The organism is Oceanitalea stevensii (assembly GCF_014837105.1).
GTDB lineage: Bacteria > Actinomycetota > Actinomycetes > Actinomycetales > Actinomycetaceae > Oceanitalea > Oceanitalea stevensii.
The window spans coordinates 749662-775097 of the sequence record NZ_JACSPO010000001.1 but is presented as its reverse complement, the minus strand read 5'-3'; the positions used below and the strand labels follow the sequence as shown (position 1 = coordinate 775097).

The following is a 25436-nucleotide window of genomic DNA, read 5'->3' as shown; positions in this document are numbered from 1 at the left end:
GCCGAGAGCTGGATCCCGCCCGCCTGCCCCGGTCGCTGACGGGCGGCATCCGGCTGTCGACGGGGGCGGGGGCCTAGGGTGGGTGGCCATGGCCACCGTCATCCTCGTCAGGCACGCCCGGAGCACCGCGAACACCGCCGGCGTGCTGGCCGGGCGCACCCCCGGCGTCGAGCTCGACGGGACCGGACGCGAGCAGGCGGCACGGACCGGCGCCCGTCTCGGCGCGGTCCCGCTCGTCGCCGTCGTCTCCAGCCCGCTCGAGCGGTGCCGGCAGACCGCCCAGGCCGTCCTCGACCACCAGGGCAGCGGCCTCGCCGCCCGCGTGGAGGAGGACCTCACCGAGTGCGACTACGGCGCGTGGCAGGGTGGCTCGCTCGCCGAGCTCGCCAAGGAGCAGCTGTGGTCGGTGGTCCAGCGGCAGCCCTCGGCCGCGGTCTTCCCGGGCGGGGAGTCGCTCGTCGCGATGCACGCCCGCGCGGTGAGCGCGGTCCGGCGGATCGACGCGGCGGTCGAGGCGGAGCACGGCCCGGCCGCGGTGTGGGCGGCCGTCACCCACGGTGACCTCGTCAAGGCGATCCTCGCCGACGCCCTCGGGCTGCACCTCGACCTCTTCCAGCGGCTCCACGCGGACCCCGCCTCGGTCTCCGTCGTGCGCTACACCCCGGCCCAGCCGCACGTCCTCGCGGTCAACACCCACGCCGGGGACCTCTCGTGGCTCGGCGCCCAGCCGGATGCGCCGCAGGTCGGCGGCGGCGCCGGACCGGCGGTCCCCGCGGGTGCCTCGTAGCATGGGGCCCGTGCCTCAGACCGCCCACACCTTCGACTGGCCCGACCGACTCGTGATCGGCACGGTGGGGCGCCCCGGCGCGCGCACCTTCTACCTCCAGGCCCGGGCCGGCGCGCGGCTGCTCAGCGTCGCGCTCGAGAAGGAGCAGTCCGCCGCCCTCGCCGAGAAGATCGACGAGCTCCTCGACGAGCTCATGGCCGCCGACGGCAATCGCTTCAGCGTCCCCGACGAGGCCCCCGTGGAGCTCGTCGACGACGACGCCCTCGACCAGCCGGTCGAGGAGCAGTTCCGCGTCGGCATCATGGGGCTGGGCTGGGACCCGTCGACGGCGCAGCTCGTCATCGAGGCCGTGCCGGCCCAGCCGGTCGACCCTGAGACTCTCGAGCCGGTCGGCCCGGAGCCGGAGGAGGTGCTCGTCGTGCGGATCCCGGTGGGCGCCGCCCGGGCCTTCGCCCAGCGGACGCGCGAGATCGTCGACGCGGGCCGGCCGCTGTGCCCGCGGTGCGGCGAGCCGATGGATCCGGAGGGGCACGTCTGCGGGCTTCCCGACGGCCCGCAGTGACACCGGAGCTCGCCGGCGGGGACATCGTCCTGGACGGGCGGATCACGACGGCGTCCAACGCCACCTTCCTCGGCCACATCGGGGAGGTGGGGGTCGTCTACAAGCCGGTCGCCGGGGAGCGGCCCCTGTGGGACTTCCCCGACGGCACGCTGGCGCAGCGTGAGCTCGCCTCCTACCTGCTGTCCGAGGCGCTCGGCTGGGACGTCGTGCCCCGGACCTGGCTGCACGACGGACCGCTCGGCCCCGGGATGGCCCAGCTGTGGTGCGACTCGGACCCCGCGCACGACGCCGTCACGCTCGTCTCCGCCGACGAGCTGCCCGGCGAGGGCTGGTGCCACGTGCTCAGCGGCGTCGACGAGGAGGACCGGGAGGTCGCCCTCCTCCACGAGGACTCCCCCGCGCTGCGGCGCATGGCGGTCTTCGACGTCCTCGCCAACAACGCCGACCGCAAGGCCGGGCACGTGCTCGCGATGGCCGGCGGCCACCGGTACGGCGTGGACCACGGCCTCACCTTCCACGAGGAGCACAAGCTGCGCACCGTGCTGTGGGGGTGGGCCGGCGGCGAGCTCGAGGCCGAGGAGTCCACGGGCGTCGCGCGGGTGCGCGAGGCCCTGGACGCCGACCTCGGTGCCGCCCTCGCCGAGCTGCTCACCGACGTGGAGGTCGCCGCCCTCGCCGCGCGCTGCGACCGGCTCCTCACGACGGGCCGGCTGCCCGCCCCGCCCGCGGGCTACCCGGCGATCCCCTGGCCGCCCTTCTAGACGTGCCCGCCCCGGGCGCCGGCCGGTCGGGCCGCGGTGCTCCGCGCCCGCAGCACGCGCTCGAGGTCGTCGAGCTGCTCGAGGAGGCAGCGGCGCAGCCCGGCGGGTGCGTCCTCGTGCTCGCCCAGCCACCGGCGGGTGCGCGCGACCACCGGGTGGTCCTCGACCTGTCCCTCCTGCCCGTCCACCCAGGCGGGGTAGAGACCCTCGACCAGGCGCTCGGCGATCTCGATCGAACGTCCCGCCCAGAGCTGGGGCAGCAGCGCGAAGTACGGCTCGACGTAGCCCTCGAGCAGGTCCGCGTGCAGCGGCTGCGTGAGGCCGGCGATGACGGCGTCGACCTCGTCGTTGGACAGCGGGCTCTCCCCCAGCACGGCGTACTGCCCGGGCGCGGGCAGCCCGAGCGAGGCCCAGGCCTCCGCCTTGACGGCGGCGTCCGGTCGACCGACCAGGGCGGCGCGGTGCTCCAGCCGCGTCGTGGCGGTGTCCTCGCGGGCGAGCTCGCCGTCCAGCTGGTCCGGGCCGGCCGCGCCGACGGCGGTGAGCGCCTGCCACAGCGACCACCGCAGCTCCGGGTCCAGCTGCAGCCCCGGCACGTCACCGGCGAGCACCGTGCGCACCCGGCCGGCGGCCTCCGGCGCGCGTGCCGCGGCGTCGGCGAAGGCGCGGGCCCAGACCAGCTGCAGCCCCGAGCCGGCCTCGTGCCGCCCGAGCTGGGTGTACGCCTCCTCCGCGAGCAGCGCCCGCGCCCCGTCGCGCTGCGGGACGGGCAGGTAGTGCTCGACGGCGCCCGCCGCGTGGGCGAGCAGGTCGCGGGCGATGCCGACCTCCCGCTCCGCCGGCAGCTGGGACACGACGGCGTCGAGGAAGGCCGCAGCCGGCAGCAGGCCGTCGCGGGTCGCGTTCCACAGCGCCGACCACAGCACCGCCCGGGACAGCGACTCCTCGATCGTCCCGGCGGCCCGCAGCGCGGTCGCGGTGCTCCGCTCGTCGAGGCGGACCTTGGCGTAGGTGAGGTCGTCGTCGTTGACGAGGACGAGCTCGGGCACCGGGATGCCGGCCGCCTCGGGCAGCTCCGTGACGGGACCGGTCACGTCGGTGACGAACCGGTGGGTGCGGACGAGCGCGCCGTCGTCGTCGCTCGAGTAGCAGCCGACGACGAGCCGGTGGTCGCGCAGCACCCCGCCGTCGTCGTCCTGGCGCACGCGCAGGGCGGTGAGTGTGCCGTCGGCCGTCTCGAGCTCGGCGGTGAGCGTGGACGGGCCGGTCGTCTCGAGCCACTGCCCGCTCCACGCGGACAGGTCGCGCCCGGACGCCTCCTCCAGGGCGGCGAGCAGGTCCGGCAGCGTCGTGCTGCCGTACTCGTGCCGCCGGAAGTAGGTCCGTGCCCCGGCGAGGAACGCCTCGGGACCGACGAAGGCGACGAGCTGCTTGAGCACCGAGGCACCCTTGGCGTAGGTGATGCCGTCGAAGTTCTGCTTGGCGGCCTCGAGGTCGGGGATGTCGGCGACGACCGGGTGCGTCGTGGGCAGCTGGTCCTGCCGGTAGGCCCAGGCCTTGCGGCGCAGCGCGAAGCTCGTCCACGCGCCGGTGAAGCGGGTGGCGGTGGCCGTCGCGTAGGTGCCCATGTAGTCGGCGAAGGACTCCTTGAGCCACAGGTCGTCCCACCAGCGCATCGTCGCGAGGTCGCCGAACCACATGTGCGCCATCTCGTGGAGGATCGTCGTCGCGCGGCCCTCGCGCTGGGCCTCGGTGGCCTGGGAGCGGAAGAGGTACTTCTCGGTGAAGGTCACCAGGCCGGGGTTCTCCATCGCGCCGAGGTTGTACTCGGGCACGAGGACCTGGTCGTACTTGCCCCACGGGTAGGGGTAGTCGAAGGCGTCGTGGAAGAGGTCCAGGCCCTGGCGGGTGACCTCGAGGAACTCCTCGGCGTCGAGGTAGGGCGCCAGCGACGCGCGGCACCACAGGCCGAGCGGGACCTCGAGGGTGCCCCCGTCGGCCAGCGCGCGGGACCAGTGCCCCTCCGCGTGGTGGTAGGGCCCTGCGACGACGGCGGTGATGTACGTCGACAGCGGCGGGGTGGGCGCGAAGGTCCACGTGCGTGAGCCGTCCTCGCCGTCGACGACGGACTCCGCCACCGAGTTCGACAGCACCTGCCACTCCGCCGGCGCGGTGACGACGAAGGTGGACGGTGCCTTGAGGTCGGGCTGCTCGGTGCAGGCGAAGACCCGGCGCGCGTCGGCCGGCTCGTACTGCGTGTAGAGGTAGGTCTCGCCGTCGACGGGGTCGACGAAGCGGTGCATCCCCTCCCCCGTGCGGGAGTACGCGGCCTCACCGCGCACGACGACGGTCGACTCCCCGTCCGTCCGCAGCCCGTCGACGGCGACGCGCCCGTCGGCCACCCGCACCACCTGCTCCTGCCCGTCGACGACGACGGCGTGCACGCGCGGGCCCAGGAAGTCCAGCCACGTCGTGGTCGACGTGCTCGACAGCCGCAGGGTCGTCGTCGTCGGGAAGGTCGCGACGGCCGCGTCGCGGGCGGCGCGCAGGTCCAGCTCGACGGTGAGGGCGTGGAGGGTCAGCTGCTCGGCGCGCCGACGGGTCTCGGTCCGGGTCAGGTTGCTCACGGGGAGGAGCAAAGCACGCCGGGGCGGGCCGGGGCCACGCGGCGACCGTGCTCCCCCGCGCCACGCGCGCCCCCGCGCCCCTGCCGCGCGCCCCCCTTCGCGCCGAGCGCTGACTTGTTCCGCCGGAACAAGTCAGCGCTCGACGCAGGTGGAGGGGTGGGGGTGAGAGGCTGGGGACATGGCCGGTGACCTGCGCGTGACGTCCTCCGTCACGCTGCGCGAGGAGGAGCTGCAGTGGCGCTTCTCCCGTTCCTCGGGACCCGGCGGGCAGAGCGTCAACACGACCGACTCCCGCGCGGAGCTGAGCGTCGACCTCGCCGCGACGCCCGCGCTGAGCGAGCACCAGCGCGCGCGGGTGCTCGAGGCGCTCGCCGGGCGGCTGGTGGACGGACGGCTCACCGTGTCCGCGAGCGAGCACCGCTCCCAGCTGCGCAACCGTGAGGCCGCCGCGGAGCGCCTCGCGCAGGTGCTCCGCGAGGCGCTCGCTCCCCCGCCGCCGAAGCGCCGGCCCACGAAGCCCTCCCGCGGCGCCCAGCGCCGCCGCGTCGAGGCCAAGACCCGGCGCAGCCAGACCAAGGCCCTCCGCCGACGCCCGCCGGACTAAGCGCCCCAGCCCGGGCCCCCGGGCCCCCGGGCCTCCCCGCCCCCTCCCCGCGAGTACGCACCTACGGTCACCAGCGGCGCCGGGGAAGCGCTTGCTGAGGACCGGATGTGCGTACTCGACGAGGCGGGGGTGGGGGTGGGCTCCCGTGGGGGCCCGCGCTGGGGTGGTCAGGCTGGGGTCGAGGCGGTTCCCAGCCAGGTGTGGGGGTTGCGGTCCCAGCACCAGCCGAGCTTGGGGCGGCGCTCGGAGATCCACACGGCCGGCACGCGCTGGTTGGTGCCCGTGCGGGAGCCGGCGAGGGAGAAGCAGCGGCCCGGGCGCAGCATGTCCGGGCGCAGCACGACGAGCGCGAGCCCCTCGGCGACGGTGAGCGGGCGCCGGCCCTCCGCACGGATCGCCGCCACCGCGTCCTCCGGCGTCACGCTGAGGAAGCGGGAACCGGTGTCGACGTCGTGCAGGAGGTAGGCGGGCCGGTCAGGCACGTCGACCACCGGGCGGTAGGTGGCGAGCTCGTCGTCGTCGATGACGCTGACGCCGCTGCGCCGTCCCAGCCGCATGGCAGGGACAGCGTCGCCCGGTCGCGGGAGCGCGAGCACGAGGACGAGCGGGACGTGGTCCTCGGACGGCACGGACGTCGGGGCGCCGGCGGGCGGCAGCTGCGCACGCAGCGGCTCGACGAGGGCGCGCAGGCCCGCCTCGTCGGTGCCGAGGAGCGCGGGGAAGCCGAGCTCGACGTAGGCACGGACCTGGCGCTCGAGCTCCTCCTCCGGCGTCGCGGCGGGGGCGAAGGCGGTGGCGGCGGCCGACGGGCCGGCGACGACGGTGGGCAGGTCGGCGGGGTGGGTGACGGTCTGCTGGGGCATGGCGGTGTCCTCCTGGAGTGGTGGGCAGCAGGCTCAACGCCCGGATGGTCCCGCCTCTTCCCAGGACGTGATCCACGACATATCGTCGAGGCGGGCGGCTCAACGTGGAGCCGCCTCCGGCTACCTCCGGCAGATCGAGACACGAGGGAGTACTCGTTCATGACCATCGAGACCGACACCCCCCAGGACACCGCGGCCCCGCAGTCCACCGTCTACGCCGCACCCGGCACCGACGGCGCGGTGATGAGCTACGAGAAGCGCTACGACAACTTCATCGGCGGCCAGTGGGTGCCACCGGTCAAGGGCCAGTACTTCGCCAACCCCAGCCCCGTGGACGGCAGGACCTTCACAGAGGTGGCCCGCAGCACCGCCGAGGACATCGAGCTCGCGCTGGACGCCGCGCACGCCGCCGCCCCCGGCTGGGGCCGCACCTCGGTCGCCGAGCGGGCCCTCATCCTCCACCGCATCGCCGACCGCATGGAGGAGAACCTCGAGAAGCTCGCCGTCGCCGAGACGTGGGAGAACGGCAAGCCGGTCCGCGAGACCCTCAACGCCGACATCCCCCTCGCGATCGACCACTTCCGCTACTTCGCCGGCGCCTTGCGCGCCCAGCAGGGCGGGATCTCCCAGCTCGACGAGGACACGGTCGCCTACCACTTCCACGAGCCGCTCGGCGTCGTCGGGCAGATCATCCCGTGGAACTTCCCCATCCTCATGGCCACGTGGAAGCTCGCGCCCGCGCTCGCGGCCGGCAACGCCGTCGTCCTCAAGCCGGCCGAGCAGACGCCCGCCTCGATCCTCTACCTCATGACCCTCATCGGGGACCTGCTGCCCGACGGCGTCCTCAACATCGTCAACGGCTTCGGCCTCGAGGCCGGCAAGCCGCTCGCGTCCAACCCGCGCATCGCGAAGATCGCCTTCACCGGCGAGACGACCACCGGGCGCCTCATCATGCAGTACGCCACCCAGAACATCATCCCGGTCACCCTCGAGCTCGGCGGCAAGTCCCCCAACGTCTTCTTCCCCGACGTCATGGCGGCGGACGACGAGTACCTCGACAAGGCGCTCGAGGGCTTCACGATGTTCGCCCTCAACCAGGGCGAGGTGTGCACCTGCCCGTCGCGCGCCCTCATCCACGAGTCGATCTACGACGAGTTCATGGCCCGGGCGCTGCCCCGCGTCCAGGCCGTCAAGCGCGGCCACCCGCTGGACCCGACGACGATGGTCGGCGCGCAGGCGTCCTCCGACCAGTACGAGAAGATCCGCAGCTACCTCGACATCGGCCGCCAGGAGGGTGCCGAGGTGCTCATCGGTGGCGACGTCGACACCGTCGAGGGCCTGGACGGCGGTTTCTACATCCAGCCGACCGTCTTCAAGGGCCACAACAAGATGCGCGTCTTCCAGGAGGAGATCTTCGGGCCCGTCCTGTCGGTGACGACGTTCAGGGACTTCGACGACGCCATCGAGATCGCCAACGACACCCTCTACGGCCTGGGCGCCGGGGTGTGGAGCCGCAACGCGGACACGATGTACCGGGCGGGCCGCGCGATCCAGGCGGGGCGGGTGTGGACGAACACCTACCACCAGTACCCGGCGCACGCGGCCTTCGGCGGCTACAAGCAGTCGGGCATCGGGCGCGAGAACCACCTCATGATGCTCGAGCACTACCAGCAGACGAAGAACCTGCTCGTGTCCTACGCGCCCGGCGCGCAGGGCTTCTTCTAGACCGCAGGCCGGGGCCGCCGCACGGCGGCCCCGGCCACCCACCGGGAAGGAGCACCGATGGACGTGACCGTGCCGCGGGTGGTGGCCCTGCCCGCCGCCGCCGAGCTGCTCGACCGCCTCCGCGACGAGCACGGCCCGCTGATGATGCACCAGTCGGGCGGCTGCTGCGACGGCTCCTCGCCCATGTGCTACCCGCAGGGTGAGTTCCTCGTGGGCGACCGTGAGGTGCTTCTCGGTGTCCTCGACCTGCGGCTGTTCACCGGGCAGGTGCTGCCCGACGCGCCGTCCGACCCCGATGGCGTGCCCGTGTGGATCTCCCCGCAGCAGTTCGACGTGTGGCAGCACACCCAGCTCGTCCTGGACGTCGTGCCCGGCCGCGGCGCCGGCTTCAGCGTCGAGGGCCCCCACGGCGTCCGTTTCCTCACGCGCTCACGGGTCTTCAACCCCGCTGAGCTGACGGCGCTCGAGGAGCAGCCGGTGCTCACCGGCGCCGACTGGGAGGCCGGGGCCAGGCCGCCGGCCGCCACCCGCCCGCAGGTGGTCACCGACGTCGCCGACGCCTGCGCCATCCCCGGCGGCTGACCAGCTCAGCGCTCGGCGCAGGGGGGGCCTCCGCGAGGGGGGCTCGCGAAAGGGGCCCGGGGGCTGAGCGGCGCCCGGCCGACTAGCCTGGGGTCGCATGAGCGTCTTCGCCGTCGAGTACACCTACGACACCAACCGGACCGACGACCTGGCCGCCGTGCGGCCCACCCACCGGGAGTTCCTCCAGGGACTGCTGGACGAGGGGTCCCTCCTCGCGTCCGGCCCGTGGCTGGACAACGCCGCCCCCGGCGCGCTGCTCCTCGTCGTCGCGCAGGACGTCGAGGGCGCCCAGCGCCTGCTGGACGACGACCCCTTCCTCAAGGCCCATCTCATCACCCAGCGCACCGTGCGGCCGTGGAACCCGATCATGGGCCCCTTCGCCGAGCACGCCTCGCAGTAGGGGCCCCGCGTCTGTTAGGCCTAGACCATGGATGAGTTCTGGCCGTTCCTCAGGTGGGTCGTCGCTGTCGCCGCGGCAGCCGCCGTCGTCATCGTCGTCATGCTCGTCGTCGACCGGGTGATCAACCGGTACCGGGCCCGGGTCCCCGGCCTGCGCCAGGGCTGGCGGCGGGTGCGCCGGCCGCTCGCGGCGCTGCTCCTGGCGATCTCCCTGCGGATCTCCTTCGCGGCGACCGCCGAGCGCGGCTCGGTGCGCGACATCGGGCTGCACGTCCTCCTCGTGCTCACCATCGCCTCGGCGGTGTGGTTCGCCGCCACCATCGTCGTCGCGTGGCTCGAGCACACCCAGCGGCGCGTCGTCGCCCGCAAGGAGGACGACCGCGACCGGCGCCGTACCCGCACCCAGATGCTGCTCATCCAGCGCCTGGTCAACGCGGCCTTCGTCGTCCTCGGCGTCGCGATGGTCCTCATGACCTTCCCCGGCGTCGAGCGGGTGGGAGCGACGATCCTCGCCTCCGCCGGCCTCCTCAGCGTCGTCGTCGGCATCGCGGCGCAGAGCAGCCTCGGCAACCTCTTCGCCGGGCTGCAGATCGCCTTCACCGACGCCGTGCGGATCGGGGACATCGTCGAGGTCGACGGCACGTGGAGCACCGTCGAGGACATCACGCTGACCTACGTCGTCGTGAGCATCTGGGACGAGCGGCACAAGGTGCTCCCCTCGACCTACTTCACCTCTCAGCCCTTCATCAACTGGAGCCGGACCGGTGACACGGTCACCGGCGTCGTGTACTTCGAGCTCGACTGGCGCGTGGACGTCGCGGCGATGCGCACGGAGCTCGAGCGGTACGTCGCCCAGCACCCCGCCTGGGACGGGCGGGCGAGGTCGCTCGTCGTCACCGACTCCACCGGCGGGCACGTCACCGTGCGCGCGCTCGTCACGGCCGCGAACACCGACGACGACTGGACCCTGCGCTGCGACGTGCGCGAGCACCTCGTCGTGTGGCTGCGGGAGAACGACCCCGACGCGCTGCCCCTCCACCGGGTGTCGATGTCCCCCTCCCCCGTCCGGGGCTCGGCGGAGCGCGCCGAGGGCTAGGCGGTCCGGTCCTCGGCGGAGCCCGGCAGGGCTGGGCCGTCCGGCGCTCGGCGGGCGCGGCAGGGCTGGGCCGTCCGGCGCTCGGCGTGCCCGGCAGGGCTGGGCCGTCCGGCGCTCGGCGTGCCCGGCAGGGCTGGGCCGTCCGGCGCTCGGCGTGCCCGGTGACGGCTAGGCGCGCCGGCCCTTCGTCGTGCGGGTGGTGGGGGCCGCGGTGGCCGGGTCCTCGGGCCACGGGTGGCGGGGGTAGCGCCCCCGCAGCTCGGCCCGCACCTGCGGGTAGCCGGTGCGCCAGAACCCGGCGAGGTCCGCCGTCACGGCCGCAGGACGGCGCGCCGGGGAGAGCAGCTCGAGCACGAGCGGCACCCGCCCGCCGGCGAGCGCCGGTGCGCCCCGCCACCCGAAGACCTCCTGGATGCGGGCCGCGAGCGTGGGCCGTGAGGGGTCGGAGTAGTCGACCCGGAGTGCCGCACCCGTCGGGACGGTGACCCGCTCGGGGGCGAGCTCGTCCAGCCGGCCCGCCTCGGGCCACGGGAGCATCCGCCGCAGCGCCGTCGTCGTGTCGACACGGCCCAGGTCCCGGTTGCTGCGCACGCCGGCGAGGTCCGGTCCGAGCCACTGCTCCACCCGCTCGAGCAGCGCGGCGTCCGACACGTCGGGCCACGGTGCACCGAGGGCGCCGTGGAGGAAGGCGAGGCGCCGGCGCAGGGACACCGCGCCGGGTGGCCACGGCACGAGGTCCAGGCCCTCGCGGCGCAGCCCGTCCTGCACGGCGGCCGCCACGAGCGACGGGGAGGGCCGGTGGAGCGGCTCGCTCGCGAGCTCGATCGCGCCCAGCCGCTCCACCCGGCGCGCCACGAGCCTGCCGTCACGCCACGCGACGTCCTCCACCGTCCGCAGCAGGCCGGCGGCGGCCTCCCGGGCGGTGGCCTCGTCGATCGGGGCCGCCGAGCGGATGAGGGCGTCGGTCTGGCCCGGTGCTCGGGTGGCGTCCGCGACGGCGAGCCACTCGCTGCCGGCCAGCGGCCCGCCGGTGAGGCGTGCGCCGGCTCCCCCGGCCAGGAGGTAGTGCTCGCTGTCCGCCCGGCGGCGGGCGACGCGGTCGGGGTGGGCGAGGGCGGTGACGAGGCCGACGGCGAGGTCGAGCTGGTTCACACGGTCGCCGGGGCGCGCGTCCTGGCCGCCGCGCCGTGAGGCGAGCCGCTCCCAGCGGTCGGCCTCCCGCCGCCAGGCGCTGCGGCCACCGGCGCGGAGGCGCCGCAGCGCGGCGGTGAGGTCCGCGTCGCCCGCGCCCGCGTCCTCGGCGAGCATCGCGACGACCTCCGCCGCGGTCCGCGCACCGACGACGCCCGCGCCGTCGAGCAGGGCGCGGGCCAGCCGCGGGTCCGCCCCGACGTCCGCGATCGCCCGCCCGCGCGCGGTGACCGCGCCGGCGGCGTCCAGCGCGCCGAGCTCGGTGAGCAGCCCGGTCGCCGCAGCGGCCGCCTGGGGCGGCGGCGGGTCGAGGAGCGCCAGGCCCGCGCCGCCCGGGGCGCCCCACAGGGCCAGCTCGAGCATCGGTCCGGCGAGGTCCGCGGTGGCGATCTCCGGCTCGGGGTGGCGCGCGAGCATGGCGTGCTCGGCGGCGGACCAGCACCGGTAGACGGTGCCCGGCCCCTGCCGCCCGGCACGGCCGGCGCGCTGCTCCGCCCCCGCCTGGCTCACGCTGCGGGTGACGAGACCGGCGAGCCCGCGGTGGTGGTCGGTCCGCGGCGCGCGCGCCAGCCCGGCGTCCACGACCACCCGCACCCCCGGCACGGTGAGCGAGGACTCGGCCACCGCCGTCGAGACGACGACCCTGCGCCGGGTGCCGGGCTGCAGCGCCCGGTCCTGCTCGGCGGCCGGCAGGCGCCCGTGGAGGGCGAGGACGTCGACGTCGCCACCGCGCAGGCGCCGGACGACGTCGTCGACCTCGCGCGCGCCGGGGAGGAAGACGAGGACGTCACCGTCCTGCTCGGCCAGGGCCCGGCGGGTGACGCCGGCGACGTGCGCGAGGAACTCCGGGCTGGTGCCCCGCGGCGTGAGCCGTGGCGCGGTGCGCGGCGGGGGGCACCACTCCGTCCCCACCGGGTGGAGCGCACCGGGGACCGTGACGACGGCGGTGCCCTCGCCGAGGAGCGCCGCGACCCGGTCCGCCTCGACCGTGGCCGACATGGCGACGAGTGCGAGGTCCTCCCGCAGCGTCGCGCGGGCCTCGACGAGCATGGCGAGGAGGAGGTCGGAGTCGATCTGGCGCTCGTGCACCTCGTCGAGGACGACGGCGCTCACGCCCGGCAGCTCCGGGTCGCGCTGGAGGCGGCGCAGCAGCGTGCCGGCGGTGACGAGCTCGACGAGGGTCTCCTCGCCCACCTGCCGCTCACCGCGGACGGAGAAGCCGGCCACCCGGCCGACGGGCTGCCCGAGGAGGCCGGCGAGGCGGCGTGCCGCGGCCCGCGCGGCGATGCGCCGCGGCTGGGTGACGACGACCCTGCCACCCAGGGCGACGGCGAGGGCGGGCGGCACGAGCGTGGTCTTCCCGCTGCCCGGCGGGGACTGCAGGACGGCGGTGCCACCGGACCTCACTGCCCGCACGAGCTCCTTCAGGCCCTCCGCGACGGGCAGTGGCGGCGGCGCGGCGAGGAGCGCGGAGAGATCGGTGAGGGCCACGCCACCAGTGTGCCGCCCGCCGTGCCGACCGGGCGCCCCCGCGACACACTGGCCGGATGAGAACAGTCGGTGTGGAGGAAGAGCTGCTGCTCGTCGGCAGCGGCACGGGGCACGCGGTGTCCGTGGCCCAGCAGGTGCTGCGGCGGGCGGACGTCATCGGGGACGCCACCCCGGACGGCCCCGGGCCCACCGGTGCGCCCGGTGCGGCCGGCTCCTCGCTCGACGGCGAGCTGCAGCGTCAGCAGGTCGAGACGGGGACCGCGCCCCACCACCACCTCCGCGACCTCCAGGAGGAGCTCGTGTCCTGGCGGGCCCACGCCGAGTCGGCCGCCCGCCGCGAGGGGGCCCGCGCCGTCGCCCTCGGCACCTCCCCCTTCCCGGTGGAGACCCTGGCCGCGCCGGCCGAGCGCTACCGCCGGATCGTCGACCACTTCGGCCGGCTCGGCAGCGAGCAGCTCGTCTGCGGCTGCCACGTCCACGTCGCCGTCGAGTCCCCCGAGGAGGCCGTCGCCGTCCTCGACCGGGTGCGTGTGTGGCTGCCCACGCTCCTCGCCGTGAGCGCCAACTCCCCGTACTGGCAGGGCGAGGACTCCGGCTACGCCAGCTACCGCGCGCAGGTCATGGGCCGCTGGCCCGCCGCCGGTCCCCCGGACCTCTTCGGGTCGCACCGCGCCTACCGCGAGCGCGTCGAGGCGATGCTCGCGAGCGGCGTCGTCCTGGACGAGGGCATGGTCTACCTCGACGCCCGGCCCTCACGCACCTACCCCACCCTGGAGTTCCGCGCGGCGGACGTGTGCCAGGACCCGCGCGACGCCGTCGTCGTCGCCGCCCTGTGCCGCGCCCTGGTCCAGACCGCCGCCGAGGAGTGGGAGGCCGGGAAGGCGGCCCCACCGGTGCCGACCCAGATGCTGCGCCTGGCCACCTGGCAGGCGAGCCGCTTCGGCATGTCCGGTGACCTGCTCGACCCCGGCACGAGCCGCCCGCTGCCCGCGGCGGAGGTGGTCGGCGCTCTCGTCGACCACGTCCGCCCGGCACTGCGGGAGGCGGACGACGACCTCGCCCTCGTCGAGGAGGGCGTAGCCCGTCTGCGAGAGGTCGGCACAGGGGCCGACCGGCAGCGGCGGGAGCTGGAGCGCACCGGGAGCCTGAGCGACGTCGTCGCCGCGGCGGTGCGCACGACGCACGGACTGGACGGAGAGGGACATGACTTCACTGTGGCTGGCATCGGCGTCGCGCACGGTTCCGGGGGGTGAGCGGCTGGCGACCGAGCCGGTCGGCGGACGGTACGACGTCGCCGTCGTCGGCGCCGGGCTGACAGGACTGGCGACGGCGGTGCTGCTCGCCCGCGCGGGCCTGTCCGTCGTCGTCCTCGAGGCCCGCTACGTCGGGGCGGGCACGACCGGCCACTCCACCGCCAAGGTCTCCCTCCTCCAGGGGACCCGGCTGTCGGCGATCGAGCGCCTCCACGGTCCCGAGCTGCTCGGCAAGTACGTCGCCGGGAACCGGCTGGGCCAGGAGTGGCTGCTCGCGGAGTGCGCGCGCCACGACGTCCCGGTCCAGCGGCGCGCCGCTGTCACCTACGCCGCCGGGCCCCAGCAGCTGCCGGCTGCCCACGCCGAGCACGAGGCCGCCCTGTCCGCGGGACTGCCCGTCGAGTGGCGGCAGTCCTTCGACGCGCCCTTCCCGGCGCTCGAGGGCACGTGGCTGCCCGAGCAGGTCCAGGTGGACCCGGTGGACGTGCTCGCGGCCCTCGTCCACGAGGCGGAGGCGGCCGGCGTGGTCGTGCGCACCGCGGCCCGCGTCACCGACGCGCACGGCCGGGACGGCGCGGTCGTCACCACCCGCGGCACCGTCCACGCCGAGCGCGTCGTCCTCGCCACCGGCATCCCCTTCGCCGACCGCGGCGGCTACTTCGCCCGCCTCGAGCCGCAGCGCTCCTACTCCCTCGCCCTGGCCGTGCCCGAGCCCACCGGCCTGCAGATGTCCATCACCGCCGGTGCCCCCACCCGCTCGGTCCGCACCGTGCCCGCCGAGGAGGGCGAGATCGTCGTCGTCGGCGGCGCCTCCCACGTCGTGGGGCGGGCCGACTCCCCGCGCGCCCGGGTGGAGAACCTCCTCACCTGGGCACGGCGCTGGTTCCCCGACTCGCGCGTCGTCGCCCGGTGGTCCGCCCAGGACTACCACCCGGTCGACGAGCTGCCCTACGTCGGCCCGCTCCTGCCCCGCGACTCCCGCGCCCTCGTGGCCACCGGCTTCGCCAAGTGGGGCATGACGAACGCGGTCGCCGCCGCGCACGTCCTCGCCGGGTACCTCACCGAGGGCCTGCCCGAGTGGGGCGACGCCTACCGCAGCTGGCGCCGCCGGGAGATGACCGGCCTGGCGGAGGCCGTGCGGCTCAACGCCGGTGCTGCCGCGCAGCTGGCGGGTGGTTACGCCCGCGCCCTCACCAACCCCGAGCCGGGCGGCGGCCCGGCGGAGGAGACCGAGCCGGACCCGACGCAGGCGACCACCGACGACACCCCTGCCGAGGGCATGGGCTGCGTGGTCCGGCGGGGCCTGCACCCGGTCGCGGTCTCGACGGTCGACGGCGTCACGCGCTCGGTCTCCGCGGTGTGCCCGCACCTCGGTGGCGTCGTCCGGTGGAACGACGAGGAGCGCAGCTGGGACTGCCCGCTCCACGGCTCGCGCTTCGCCCCGGACGGGGAGCTCCTCGAGGGGCCGGCCACCCGGGGGCTGCAGTCCCGATGAGTGTCCCGAACCGCGGCGCGTCCCTCCAGTGGCGCCAGCGGGTCCAGCTGCCGCGCGACGTCACCCGTGTGTGGTGGTGGCGCGAGCAGTGGCGCCGCAACCCGCGCTGGGCGGTCGCCATCCGCGCCGCCGTCGCCGCCTCGCTCGCCTGGGCGGTCGCCGGGGTGCTCCCCGGGCCGGCGGCCGACTTCCCGTACTACGCGCCCTTCGGTGCCGTCATCGCCACGACCTTCACGCTCGCGGGCTCGGTGCGCGAGTCCCTCCAGTCCGTCGCCGCGATCGCCGTCGGCGGCGCTGTGGGCTGGGTGGTCGACTTCCTCCCGGTGCGGGGGCCGCTCGCCGTCGCGCTCGTCATCGTGCCCGCCGTCGTGCTCGCGGGCTGGGGCCGCCTGGGCGCGATGGGCAGCTGGGTGCCCACGGCGGCGCTCTTCACCCTCATCGTGGGCCACGGCGAGGCCACCTACGTGGGGGCCTACGCCGGTCTCACCCTCCTCGGCGCGCTCATCGGCATCGCGGTCAACGCGGTCCTGCCGCCCCTGCCACTCGCCCCGGCGCAGGCCGCCGTCGCCCGCTTCCGGCACACCCTGGCCGCCGACCTCGGCCAGCTCGCCGACCTCATCCGGTCCACGGAGCTGCCGAGCCTGGCGGACTGGGAGCGGGAGCACGCGTCGTCGCCGCGGGAGCGCGCGCAGATGCACACGGCCGTGGCGGAGGTCGGCGAGGCGGCGCACCGCAACCGGCGCGCCCGCCGGTACAGCGGGTCGATCGGCGCGCTGCAGGAGGAGGCGCGGGTGCTCGACCGGCTGGGGCTCGTCGTCAGCGACCTCGCCGACCTGCTGCTCAGCGACGTCGGTGCGGGGCGGGTGGACCGCTCGGAGGTGCTCGCCGGGGAGAGCGGCGAGCGCGTGTGCGCGGCGCTGCGGACGATCTCCGCGGCGCTGGAGAACACGACGCCGGCAGGGACGGCCGACCCGCACGTCGCCTCGGACGAGACGCCGCTGTCGAGCGCCCACGCCTCGGACGCCGTCCAGGACGCGCGCAGCGCCGCGCCGCGGACGGACGACCAGGTGCTCTACGACGGCGTCGTGCTCTCCCTCGAGCGGGCCGTCGACTCCCTCGCCCGGGTCGAGCGCACCGACTGACCCGCGGGCCGAACGGCCGTCGCGCCGGGCGCTCGCACGCGCCATGATGAGGACAGCCATCCACCGAGTCCCCTGGAGCAGCAGCTGTGTCCCAGCCACACGACATCTCGACCACACCGCAGTGGGCAGCGCTCGAGGAGCACGCCGCCGCCACCGCCGGCACGACGCTCCGCGAGCTGTTCGCCGCCGACCCGCAGCGCGGGGAGCGGCTGGCCGTGGAGGCCGGCGACCTCTACGTCGACTACTCCAAGAACGGGGTGAGCGACGAGACCCTGCGCCTGCTCGTCGACCTCGCCCGCGCGGCCGGTGTGCCGGAGCGCGCCGAGGCGATGTTCCGCGGCGAGCACATCAACACGACCGAGGACCGGGCCGTGCTCCACACGGCGCTGCGCGCGCCGCGGGACACCGAGCTCGTCGTCGACGGCCAGGACGTCGTCGCCGACGTCCACGAGGTCCTGGACCGGATGGCGGCCTTCAGCGAGCAGGTGCGCAGCGGGCAGTGGCGCGGCCACACCGGCAAGCGCATCACCCGCGTCGTCAACATCGGCATCGGGGGTTCCGACCTCGGCCCGAAGATGGCGACGATCGCCCTGGCCCCGTACGCCGACCCGGCCATCACCTGCGAGTTCGTCTCCAACGTCGACGGCGACGACATCGCCCCCGTCCTCGCCGGCGCGGACCCGGAGGAGACGCTCTTCGTCGTCGCCTCGAAGACCTTCACGACGATCGAGACGATCACCAACGCGACGACCGCCCGCGAGTGGCTCGTCGCCGCCCTCGGCGACCGCTCCGCCGTCGCCAAGCACTTCGTCGCGGTGTCGACGAACGGCGAGAAGGTCGCGGAGTTCGGCATCGACACCGCGAACATGTTCGGCTTCTGGGACTGGGTGGGCGGACGGTACTCGATGACCTCCGCCGTCGGGCTCTCGCTCATGGTGTCCATCGGCCCGGACCACTACCGCGACATGCTCGCCGGGTTCCACGCGATGGACACCCACTTCCGCACCGCCCCGCTCGAGCGCAACCTGCCGGTCCTGCTCGCCCTCATCGGCGTGTGGCACCGCAACTTCCGCGGCTGCGCGACCCACGCGGTGCTCCCCTACAGCGAGTACCTCTCGCGGTTCCCCGCCTACCTCCAGCAGCTCGACATGGAGTCCAACGGCAAGTCCGTCACCCTCGACGGCGCACCCGTCGCCGTGCAGACGGGACCGGTCGTGTGGGGCGAGCCGGGCACCAACGGCCAGCACGCCTTCTACCAGCTCATCCACCAGGGCACCCAGACCGTGCCGGCCGACCTCATCGGATTCGTCCACCCCGCCGACGACGTCCCCGGCCACCACGACCAGCTCACCGCCAACCTCCTCGCCCAGGCCGAGGCGCTGGCCTTCGGCAAGACGGCTGAGGAGGTGCGCGCGGAGGGCGCGGCCGAGGAGCTCGTCGCGCACAAGACCTTCGCCGGCAACTCCCCCACGACGCTCGTCCTCGCGCCGCGGCTCACGCCCGCGGTGCTCGGCCAGCTCGTCGCGCTCTACGAGCACAAGGTCTTCGTCCAGGGCGTCGTGTGGGGCATCAACTCCTTCGACCAGTGGGGCGTGGAGCTGGGCAAGGTGCTCGCCAAGGCCATCGGGCCCGAGCTCGGCGCCGACGAGGAGCCCGAGCTCACGCACGACTCCTCGACCAACGCCCTCATCCGCCGCTACCGCCAGGCCCGCCGCGCCTGAGGCCGGAGACGTCCGGCTCCCGGCGAGCGGGATCCCTCCCGCCGAGAGCCGGACTCCTCCGAGTCAGCCGAGCTGCTCGCGCACCCACGCGATGTCGGTGCGGTGCTCCTCGGCGCCACCGGGCGTCTCGACGACCACCGGTGCGCCCGCCTCGCGCAGCAGGGCGGCGAGGTCCTCGAGCGGGAGGCTGCCCTGGCCGAGGTTCGCGTGCCGGTCGGCGCCGGAGTCGAAGGCGTCACGACTGTCGTTGGCGTGGACGAGGTCGATGCGGCCGGTGACGGCGCGCACCCGCTCGACCAGCCCGGCCAGCTCCTCGCCCCCGGCGTAGGCGTGGCAGGTGTCGAGGCAGAAGCCCACGTCCGCCCCGCCGTCGGCCTCCATGACCGCGGCCCACAGCTGCTCCAGGCGCTCGACGCCGCGCGCCATCGCCCGGGTGCCTCCGGCAGTGTTCTCGATGAGGACCGGCACCTTGGCGTCGAGCTGGTCGATGCACTTGCGCCAGTTGTCGAAGCCGGTCGCGGGGTCGTCGGACGCGAGGACGTGCCCGCCGTGGACGATGATGCCGGCAGCCCCGATCTCGGCCGCGGCGTCGACCTGCTTCTGCAGGAGCTTGCGGCTGGGGATGCGGATCCGGTTGTTCGTCGTCGCGACGTTGAGGACGTAGGGGGCGTGGACGTACAGGGCGATCCCGGCGTCGGCTGCCGCCGCCCGCAGGGCCTGGGCGCCGCCGGCGTAGCGGACCTCCGGTCCCTTCCACCCCTGAGGGTCCCCGAGGAAGAGCTGCACCGCGTCCGCGCCGCGGGCCTGAGCCTCGGCGATCGGGTCGGTCTGGTCGACATGTGCTCCGACGACTGCCATGGGAACGACCCTAGCCGGTGGCACCGACACCTCAGAGCCCGAGGACGGCGCGAGCGATCGTGAAGTAGACGAGCAGGCCGGTGGCGTCGCAGAAGGTCGTGATGAACGGGGTGGACACGACCGCGGGGTCCACCCCCGCCGCCCGCGCGACGAGCGGGGTCGTGCCGCCCACGGTCGCGGCCATCGTGCACACGGCCACGAGCGTGAGCCCGACGACGGTGCCGATCGACGGGCTGTAGACGAGCGAGGCGACCGCCCACCCGAGCGAGCCGAGGACCGCGCCGAGCAGCAGCCCGGTCCGCATCTCCTTGAACGCCACCCGTCCGAGGTCCCGCGGGCTCGCCTCCCCCGTCGCCAGCGCCCGGGTCACCGTCGTCGCCGCCTGCGAACCGGTGTTGCCACCGATCCCGGTGAGGAGCGGGATGAACAGGGCGAGGACGACGTGCTCGGCGAGCGTCCCCTCGAAGAGCTCGAGGACGTTGACGGTGAGGACGGCGGACAGGCCCAGGACGAGGAGCCACACGACCCGCGTCCGGGTGATCGCGCGTACCGAGGACAGCAGGTAGGGGCGGTGGAGCGGTTCGGCGCCACCCGCGCGGGCGGCGTCCTCGTCGCCCGCGGCGGCGACGATGCGCGTGGCGTCGTCCACGGTGAGGAGCCCGACGAGGCGGTCCTCGCCGTCGACGACGGGCAGCGCGAGCACCCGCCGCTCGACGCACCGCCGGGCTGCCTGCTCCGCGTCCTCCTCGGCGTGGGCGACGATCGGGCGGGCGAGGTGGTCGGCGACGGCGTCAGCGGGGTCGTGGAGCAGGAGGTCGCGCAGGCTGACGACGCCGACGAGGCGCCGCGAGTCGTCGACCACCGGGACCGTGTAGATCGTCTCCGAGCGGTGCCCCCGCTCCCGGACGCGGTCCAGGGCCTCGCGGAGGGTGTGCTCGGGGCGCACGTCGACGAACTGCGGGCTCATCCGGCGGCCCACCGAGCCGCGGGGGTAGCCGAGGACGACGGCGGTCGCGGCACGGGCGTCGTCGTCCACCTGACGCAGCAGGCGGGTGGCGACAGCGGCGGGGAGCTCGTCGAGGAGCCCGACCCGGTCGTCGGGGTCGAGCCCGGCGAACACCGCGACGACCTCGTCCTCGCCGAGCAGCTGGACGAGCTCGTGCTGCGCCGTCGGGGTGAGCCCCTCGAAGACGGCCAGCGCGCGGTGCCGGGGCAGCAGCCGGAAGGCGACGGCGGAGCTCTCCGGCTCCAGCGTCGCGAGGGCGGCAGCGACCTCCTGGGGCGGGGCGGCGGCAAGGTGGGCGGCGGCGGCCGTGAGGTCGTGGGACGCCAGCGCGGCCGCCAGCCGCGGCTTGAGCTCGTCCATGGGTGCCTCCGACACGGCGCCGGGGCGGCGCCAGCAGCCGAGCCTACCGGCCCCCGCACGGTGCGGATCCGTAGAGTGGGACGCGCCGCCCGACCCCGACGAGGACACCGATGCCCCCGACCGACGCCGCCCTGCTCACCGGGTTCCGCCTGCGCACCGCCGAGCAGAACCTCGGGGTCTACGGGATCCACCTGCACCGCGAGGGCCACGAGCCGGTCGAGCACCGGTTCCGCAACGACGACCCCGTCCACCTGTGGTCCGGGTCCAAGACCTTCACCGCCGTCGCCGTCGGGATGGCGCAGGCCGAGGGCCTGCTGGACCTCGACGACCCCGTCACCCGCTTCTTCCCCGGGCAGGCGCACGCGGACGGCGTCGAGGCGATGACGGTGCGCCACCTGCTGCGGATGACGAGCGGCAACACCTTCACCTGGTGGGGGCCGGGCCAGGCGGAGGAGGACGACCTCCTCGGCGGGTTCCTCCGCTCCGAGCTCGTCGCCGAGCCGGGCACCCGCTTCGAGTACTCCAACGGCTGCAGCTACGTGCTCAGCCGCATCGTCCACGCCGTGAGCGGCGAGGACCTGCGCGACTACCTCCTGCCCCGGCTGTTCGCGCCGCTCGGTATCCGCAACCCGCAGTGGATGCGCTGCCCGCAGGGCTTCAGCCAGGGCGGGGTCGGCCTGCACCTGCGCACGAGCGAGTACGCACGCCTGGGCCGGCTGCTCCTCCAGGAGGGCCGCTGGGAGGACACGCAGCTCGTGCCCGCCGCGTACGTCGAGCGGATGCACACCGACCTCGCGGACAGCTCGAGCTTCTCCGAGGACCCCGAGTCCCGGGCCGGGTACGGCTACCAGGTGTGGGCGTGCACGCCCGACGGCGTGTGGCGGGCCGACGGCAAGTACGGCCAGTTCTCGGTCGTCCTGCCCCGTCACCGGGCCGTCGTCACCGTCACCGCGCACCACGAGGGTGCGGCCAACGACATCCTCCGGGCCGTCTGGGACGAGCTCCTCCCGCTCCTGCCCGCCGCCTGAGGCGCCCCGGCGCGCCGTTGCCTCAGGGCGCGGGCGCACCGGCCGATACTGGGGTCGACACCTGCCGACCTGACGCCCCGTCGGTCGAGCGCCCCTGCGTGAGAGCGAGCCCGTGGACGACGCACGACCCTCTGCCCGCCCCGCCGGCACGACCCGCGGCCTCACGGCCTGGGTGGCCGGTCTCGCTCTCACCCTCCTCGCCGGGTGCGGTGCGGTCGGCTCGGCCGGACCCCTCGCGGCGCCGCCGGCACCGTCCGCCGCCGAGTCGGCGCCCGGGTCCCCGGGTGCCGAGCCGGGCCGGTCGCCCTCCCCGACGCGTAGCGCGAGCGCGGATCCGACGCCGTCGCCGGGTGAGCCGGCGGCCGCCACCGCCCTCGCCGCCGCGCGCGAGCTCGAGGTCAAGGGCCGCGCCCCGCGCACCGGCTACGAGCGAGAGCTCTTCGGCAGCGGGTGGGTCGACACCGACCGCAACGGCTGCGACACCCGCAACGACATCCTCGCCCGCGACCTCACCGACCTCACCTACCGGCCGGGCACCCGGGCCTGCGTCGTGACGTCCGGGACCCTGGCCGACCCGTTCAGCGGGGAGACGATCGACTTCGTCCGCGGCAACGAGACGAGCACCGCCGTCCAGGTCGACCACGTCGTCGCCCTGTCGGACGCCTGGCAGAAGGGTGCGCAGCAGTGGGACGGCGAGACGCGCGTGCGCTTCGCCAACGACCCCCTCAACCTCCTCGCCGTCGACGGCCCCCTCAACGGGCAGAAGGGCGACGGCGACACCGCCACCTGGCTGCCGCCCCACCGCCCGTTCCGCTGCGCCTACGTCGCCCGCCAGGTGGGCGTCAAGCACGCCTACGGCCTGTGGGTCACCCAGGCCGAGCAGGACGCCATGGTCCGGGTGCTCACCGACTGCCCGGAGGAGCCGCTGCCGACCGGCGCCGCCCCCGAGGTGACGGCTCCCGCGGCCGGCACCCCTGCCGCGCCCGGCGACGACGTCCCCTACGCCTCCTGCCGCGAGGCACGTGCCGCCGGGGCCGCGCCCGTCCGCGTGGGTGACCCCGGCTACGGCCGCCACCTCGACGGCGACGGCGACGGCGTGGGCTGCGAGTGACCTGACGGCGGCACTGCCCGCACCCTTCCGGAGCGCGAAACTCGCGGGTAACATCCCGCATCCCTGGACGAAACACGTGCTGCCTACCGTCGCGTCTGAAGCGCAGCGCGTCTGCGCCGATGACGTCGACCCGGAAGGCAGGACCATGCCACCCAGACCCCGCCGAGCAGCGATCGCCGCACCCCTGTGCGCCGGCCTGCTCGTCCTCAGTGCCGCCCCCGCGCTCGCCGCGCCCGAGACCACCGGACTCAGCCTCTCCGTGCCCGCCACCGCGGCCGTCGGGGACACGGTCAGCCTCGGGCTCGAGCTCGGCGAGACGGCCGACGTCTACGCCTACGCCCTCACCGTCGAGGTGGACCCCGAGGTCCTCGCCGTCGTCCCCGACAGCGCCACCGGCCCGAGCGGCGGCTTCGACAGCACCGAGGTCAGCGGACCGGACGCGACCGTCGTCCACAGCCGCCTCGGCAGCTCCCCCGCCCTCGCCGGTGACCTCGCCGCAGGCGTGGAGCTCACCGCCGTCGGCCCCGGCACGACGACCGTCGAGGTGTCCGTCGAGCTCGTCGCCGCCGACGGCACGACGACCAGCCTCCCCGCCGTCGCGAGCACGGAGGTCGTCGTCGCCGCGCCCGCCCCCACGCCCACCGAGCCGGAGCCGACCGAGCCTGAGCCCTCGCCCACCGAGCCCGCACCCACGCCGTCGCCCACGGACGACGACGACGGCGCGCCCGCGCCCACCGCCGCGCCGCCGGCCGCGGGCGGTGGCTCGCTGCCGTCGACCGGCATCGACGCCCTCGGGCTCGGCGCGGCCGCGGCCGTGCTCGCCGCGATCGGCGGGGCCGCCCTGCTGGTCCGTCGCCGGACGGGAGGCGCGCTGTGAGCACCCGCCGCCGCACCCTCGCCGCCGTCCCCGCCGTGGGGGCCCTCGTCCTCACCGGCGCCGCCCTCGCCCAGGCCCAGCCCCTCGAGGCCGAGACGCTGGTCCTGCCGCCCTTCCACTCCGAGCTCGACCTCACCGGCGACGGCCAGGTCACCCCGGAGGACCTCGAGCTGGTTTCCGAGCACCTCGGCTCCCCGGCCGACGTCGCCCCCTGGGCCGAGGTCGCCGACACTGACGGCGACGGCACCCTCACCGTCACCGACCTCGCCGCCGTCTCCCAGCGGATGGTCTACGACGACGGTCCCTTCGAGATCGTCGAGGCCTCCGTCCTCGACATGCAGGCCGCCATGAACGCGGGCGTCACGACCTCCGTCGCCCTCACCGAGGAGTACCTCGAGCGCATCGCGGCCTACGACCGCACGCTCGTCGAGGACGGCGGACGCCCCCTCAACTCGGTCATCACGACGAACGACGCCGCCCTGGACGCCGCGGCGTCCGCCGACGCGCAGCGCGCCTCGGACGGGATGACGAGCCTGCTCCTCGGGGTCCCGGTGGCCGTCAAGGACAACGTCAACACCCGGGACATGCCCACGACCGGCGGCTGCGGCTGCTGGGAGGACAACCTCACCGGCACCGACGCCTTCATGGTCGAGGGGCTGCGGGAGGACGGCGCCGTCATCCTCGCCAAGGCGAGCCTCGACGAGTTCGCCTACGGCTTCGCCTCGGAGTTCTCCGCGGGCGTCGAGCCCGGCTCCACGCTCTACGTCGCCAGCCCGTACCGCACGAGCCAGACCGCCGGCGGCTCCAGCGGCGGGACGGGCGCGGCCCTGGCCGCCAACCTCGCCGCGATCGGCTTCGGCACGGACACCGGCGGCTCGATCCGCGTCCCGGCGTCCTACAACCAGCTCGTCGGCGTGCGCCCGACCGTCGGGCTCGTGAGCCGCGACGGGATCATCCCGCTCGCCCTCAGCCAGGACACCGCCGGCCCGATCACCCGCAGCGTCACCGACGCCGCCGTGGCCCTGGACGCCGTCGTCGGCGTCGACCCGGCCGACCCGGCGACCGCCGGCCAGGCCGGCCAGGTCCCGGCCTCCTACGCCGCCTCCCTCGACGACGACGCCCTCGACGGCGCGCGGATCGGCTACCTCCCGTCGATGGTCGGCACCAACCCCACGACCGTCCGCCTCTTCGCCGAGGCGCGCGCCACGCTCGAGGAGCAGGGTGCGACGGTCGTCGCGCTCGAGCCGCCCGCGGGCCTCGCCGCCGTCCTGGGCGAGCCCAGCGGCAGCACCAACGAGTTCCGCCACGACCTCGAGAGCTACGTCGAGAACCACCTCGCGCCGCAGGTGACGGCGCGCAGCATCGAGGACATCCTCGCGACGGGGCACTACGTCACCTCCCGCCAGCGCACCTACGAGCAGCGTGCGGCGGTGTCCGAGGAGACCTACGAGGCATGGGCCGGCCCCGAGGGCAGCCACACCCTCGCCCTGGCGCAGGGCAAGGAGCTCGTCACCGGGCTGCTCGAGGAGCACGGGCTCGACGCCCTGGTCTACCCCACCGGCACCCCGTACGGCACGCAGGGCACGAACCTGCGGCTGAGCCCGAACACCGGCATGCCCGCGGTGAGCGTGCCCATGGGGCAGGCCACCGCCGAGGACGGCACGGTGCCCGGCGCGGGCGTCAACCTCGAGCTCCTCGGCCGTGACTACGCCGAGGACACGCTGCTGGGCCTGGCCTTCGACTTCGAGCAGGTGACCCGGGCGCGCACCTCGCCCGCGCTCTACGGCCCGCTCGGGTAGCGGCCACCGTCCCCGCGTCCCCTCCTAGCGCGAGGAGGGGACGCGGGGCGGCGTCTCACGTCGACGGGGCAGGGGCACCCGGTCCAGGTCGTGGGGGG

At 75.2% G+C, this 25436-nt stretch carries 21 protein-coding genes; 16 read left to right on the top strand and 5 right to left on the bottom strand.

The genetic code is table 11. The annotated features are described in order from the left end of the window. Window positions 1–88 precede the first annotated feature (88 nt). From H9624_RS03595 to H9624_RS03585, 3 genes are read left to right on the top strand one after another with little or no spacing between them, the layout of a single operon-like run. Entirely contained in the window at window positions 89–787 is a 699-nt protein-coding gene (locus H9624_RS03595) for a histidine phosphatase family protein (protein WP_251838519.1), read from the top strand. A gap of 1 nt (window position 788) precedes the next feature. Further along, window positions 789–1349 carry a DUF3090 domain-containing protein gene (locus H9624_RS03590; protein ID WP_372435089.1) on the top strand — a complete coding sequence of 187 codons (561 nt, stop codon included), beginning with the start codon at window positions 789–791 and terminating at the stop codon, window positions 1347–1349. Next, entirely contained in the window at window positions 1346–2110 is a 765-nt protein-coding gene (locus H9624_RS03585; protein ID WP_251838517.1) for an SCO1664 family protein, read from the top strand. Before H9624_RS03590 ends, H9624_RS03585 begins: the two co-directional genes overlap by 4 nt. On the opposite strand, the gene pepN is transcribed toward H9624_RS03585, so the two are convergent. Next, window positions 2107–4737 (bottom strand): aminopeptidase N, encoded by a 2631-nt coding sequence (gene pepN / locus H9624_RS03580; protein WP_251838516.1) that lies wholly within the window; start codon window positions 4735–4737, stop codon window positions 2107–2109. The two genes, H9624_RS03585 and pepN, sit on opposite strands and share 4 nt — an antisense overlap. Before the next feature lie 178 nt (window positions 4738–4915). On the opposite strand from pepN, the gene arfB reads away from it, so the two are divergent. After that, window positions 4916–5341 carry an alternative ribosome rescue aminoacyl-tRNA hydrolase ArfB gene (gene arfB, locus H9624_RS03575; protein ID WP_251838515.1) on the top strand — a complete coding sequence of 142 codons (426 nt, stop codon included), beginning with the start codon at window positions 4916–4918 and terminating at the stop codon, window positions 5339–5341. A gap of 167 nt (window positions 5342–5508) precedes the next feature. Here the strand turns inward: arfB and H9624_RS03570 are convergent, their stop codons facing one another. Further along, the gene (locus H9624_RS03570; protein ID WP_251838514.1) at window positions 5509–6204 is read right to left on the bottom strand and encodes a DUF5701 family protein; all 696 of its coding nucleotides are present in this window, start codon (window positions 6202–6204) and stop codon (window positions 5509–5511) included. Window positions 6205–6363: 159 nt separating this feature from the next. Here H9624_RS03570 and exaC point away from each other — a divergent pair, with 159 nt between their 5' ends. The 4 genes from exaC to H9624_RS03550 all read left to right on the top strand — a co-directional run bounded on the left by exaC (window position 6364) and on the right by H9624_RS03550 (window position 10006). After that, a complete protein-coding gene (exaC, locus tag H9624_RS03565) occupies window positions 6364–7929 on the top strand; it encodes an acetaldehyde dehydrogenase ExaC (protein ID WP_286010668.1) in 1566 nt (521 codons plus the stop codon). Between the two features lie 57 nt (window positions 7930–7986). Next, on the top strand, window positions 7987–8511 hold the full coding sequence (locus H9624_RS03560; protein ID WP_251838513.1) for a DUF779 domain-containing protein: 525 nt from the start codon (window positions 7987–7989) through the stop codon (window positions 8509–8511). 97 nt (window positions 8512–8608) lie between these two features. Next, entirely contained in the window at window positions 8609–8911 is a 303-nt protein-coding gene (locus H9624_RS03555; RefSeq protein WP_251838512.1) for a YciI family protein, read from the top strand. 27 nt (window positions 8912–8938) lie between these two features. Further along, the gene (locus tag H9624_RS03550; protein WP_251838511.1) at window positions 8939–10006 is read left to right on the top strand and encodes a mechanosensitive ion channel family protein; all 1068 of its coding nucleotides are present in this window, start codon (window positions 8939–8941) and stop codon (window positions 10004–10006) included. A gap of 168 nt (window positions 10007–10174) precedes the next feature. On the opposite strand, the gene hrpB is transcribed toward H9624_RS03550, so the two are convergent. Continuing rightward, window positions 10175–12688 (bottom strand): ATP-dependent helicase HrpB, encoded by a 2514-nt coding sequence (hrpB, locus tag H9624_RS03545; protein ID WP_251838510.1) that lies wholly within the window; start codon window positions 12686–12688, stop codon window positions 10175–10177. A 56-nt stretch (window positions 12689–12744) separates the two neighbouring features. Here hrpB and H9624_RS03540 point away from each other — a divergent pair, with 56 nt between their 5' ends. The 4 genes from H9624_RS03540 (at window position 12745) to pgi (ending at window position 18299) form a co-directional block, all read left to right on the top strand. Then, on the top strand, window positions 12745–13941 hold the full coding sequence (locus tag H9624_RS03540; protein ID WP_251838509.1) for a carboxylate-amine ligase: 1197 nt from the start codon (window positions 12745–12747) through the stop codon (window positions 13939–13941). Continuing rightward, window positions 13892–15436: an FAD-dependent oxidoreductase gene (locus tag H9624_RS03535; RefSeq protein ID WP_251838508.1), complete on the top strand. Its 1545-nt coding sequence runs from the start codon at window positions 13892–13894 to the stop codon at window positions 15434–15436. Before H9624_RS03540 ends, H9624_RS03535 begins: the two co-directional genes overlap by 50 nt. Next, window positions 15433–16578, top strand: coding sequence for an FUSC family protein (locus tag H9624_RS03530; protein ID WP_251838507.1), 1146 nt, complete (start codon window positions 15433–15435; stop codon window positions 16576–16578). The genes H9624_RS03535 and H9624_RS03530 overlap by 4 nt, the downstream gene beginning before the upstream one ends. Before the next feature lie 86 nt (window positions 16579–16664). Then, complete coding sequence (pgi, locus tag H9624_RS03525) at window positions 16665–18299, top strand: glucose-6-phosphate isomerase (RefSeq protein WP_251838506.1); 1635 nt, start codon at window positions 16665–16667, stop codon at window positions 18297–18299. Between the two features lie 63 nt (window positions 18300–18362). Here pgi and H9624_RS03520 read toward each other — a convergent pair whose 3' ends face one another. Both H9624_RS03520 and mgtE read right to left on the bottom strand, forming a co-directional pair. After that, window positions 18363–19157: a deoxyribonuclease IV gene (locus H9624_RS03520; protein ID WP_251838505.1), complete on the bottom strand. Its 795-nt coding sequence runs from the start codon at window positions 19155–19157 to the stop codon at window positions 18363–18365. Window positions 19158–19188: 31 nt separating this feature from the next. Next, entirely contained in the window at window positions 19189–20523 is a 1335-nt protein-coding gene (gene mgtE / locus H9624_RS03515) for a magnesium transporter (protein WP_251838504.1), read from the bottom strand. A 110-nt stretch (window positions 20524–20633) separates the two neighbouring features. Here mgtE and H9624_RS03510 point away from each other — a divergent pair, with 110 nt between their 5' ends. The 4 genes from H9624_RS03510 to H9624_RS03495 all read left to right on the top strand — a co-directional run bounded on the left by H9624_RS03510 (window position 20634) and on the right by H9624_RS03495 (window position 25338). Beyond that, complete coding sequence (locus H9624_RS03510; protein WP_251838503.1) at window positions 20634–21551, top strand: serine hydrolase domain-containing protein; 918 nt, start codon at window positions 20634–20636, stop codon at window positions 21549–21551. 112 nt (window positions 21552–21663) lie between these two features. Next, window positions 21664–22662, top strand: coding sequence for a GmrSD restriction endonuclease domain-containing protein (locus tag H9624_RS03505; RefSeq protein ID WP_251838502.1), 999 nt, complete (start codon window positions 21664–21666; stop codon window positions 22660–22662). A 145-nt stretch (window positions 22663–22807) separates the two neighbouring features. Next, window positions 22808–23539, top strand: a complete 732-nt coding sequence (locus H9624_RS16390) for a cohesin domain-containing protein (protein ID WP_286010667.1) — start codon at window positions 22808–22810, stop codon at window positions 23537–23539. After that, window positions 23536–25338, top strand: coding sequence for an amidase family protein (locus H9624_RS03495; RefSeq protein WP_251838501.1), 1803 nt, complete (start codon window positions 23536–23538; stop codon window positions 25336–25338). Before H9624_RS16390 ends, H9624_RS03495 begins: the two co-directional genes overlap by 4 nt. Window positions 25339–25436 lie beyond the last annotated feature (98 nt).

Excerpts from the sequence above, each read along its gene's own strand:
- H9624_RS03550 (WP_251838511.1), top strand. The coding sequence starts at position 8,939 with ATGGATGAGTTCTGGCCGTTCCTCAGGTGGGTCGTCGCTGTCGCCGCG.
- exaC (WP_286010668.1), top strand. The coding sequence starts at position 6,364 with ATGACCATCGAGACCGACACCCCCCAGGACACCGCGGCCCCGCAGTCC.
- H9624_RS03570 (WP_251838514.1), bottom strand. The coding sequence starts at position 6,204 with ATGCCCCAGCAGACCGTCACCCACCCCGCCGACCTGCCCACCGTCGTC.
- H9624_RS03520 (WP_251838505.1), bottom strand. The coding sequence starts at position 19,157 with ATGGCAGTCGTCGGAGCACATGTCGACCAGACCGACCCGATCGCCGAG.
- H9624_RS03535 (WP_251838508.1), top strand. The coding sequence starts at position 13,892 with ATGACTTCACTGTGGCTGGCATCGGCGTCGCGCACGGTTCCGGGGGGT.
- H9624_RS16390 (WP_286010667.1), top strand. The coding sequence starts at position 22,808 with ATGCCACCCAGACCCCGCCGAGCAGCGATCGCCGCACCCCTGTGCGCC.
- mgtE (WP_251838504.1), bottom strand. The coding sequence starts at position 20,523 with ATGGACGAGCTCAAGCCGCGGCTGGCGGCCGCGCTGGCGTCCCACGAC.
- arfB (WP_251838515.1), top strand. The coding sequence starts at position 4,916 with ATGGCCGGTGACCTGCGCGTGACGTCCTCCGTCACGCTGCGCGAGGAG.
- H9624_RS03595 (WP_251838519.1), top strand. The coding sequence starts at position 89 with ATGGCCACCGTCATCCTCGTCAGGCACGCCCGGAGCACCGCGAACACC.
- H9624_RS03555 (WP_251838512.1), top strand. The coding sequence starts at position 8,609 with ATGAGCGTCTTCGCCGTCGAGTACACCTACGACACCAACCGGACCGAC.
- H9624_RS03510 (WP_251838503.1), top strand. The coding sequence starts at position 20,634 with ATGCCCCCGACCGACGCCGCCCTGCTCACCGGGTTCCGCCTGCGCACC.
- H9624_RS03530 (WP_251838507.1), top strand. The coding sequence starts at position 15,433 with ATGAGTGTCCCGAACCGCGGCGCGTCCCTCCAGTGGCGCCAGCGGGTC.
- H9624_RS03560 (WP_251838513.1), top strand. The coding sequence starts at position 7,987 with ATGGACGTGACCGTGCCGCGGGTGGTGGCCCTGCCCGCCGCCGCCGAG.
- H9624_RS03590 (WP_372435089.1), top strand. The coding sequence starts at position 789 with ATGGGGCCCGTGCCTCAGACCGCCCACACCTTCGACTGGCCCGACCGA.
- H9624_RS03540 (WP_251838509.1), top strand. The coding sequence starts at position 12,745 with ATGAGAACAGTCGGTGTGGAGGAAGAGCTGCTGCTCGTCGGCAGCGGC.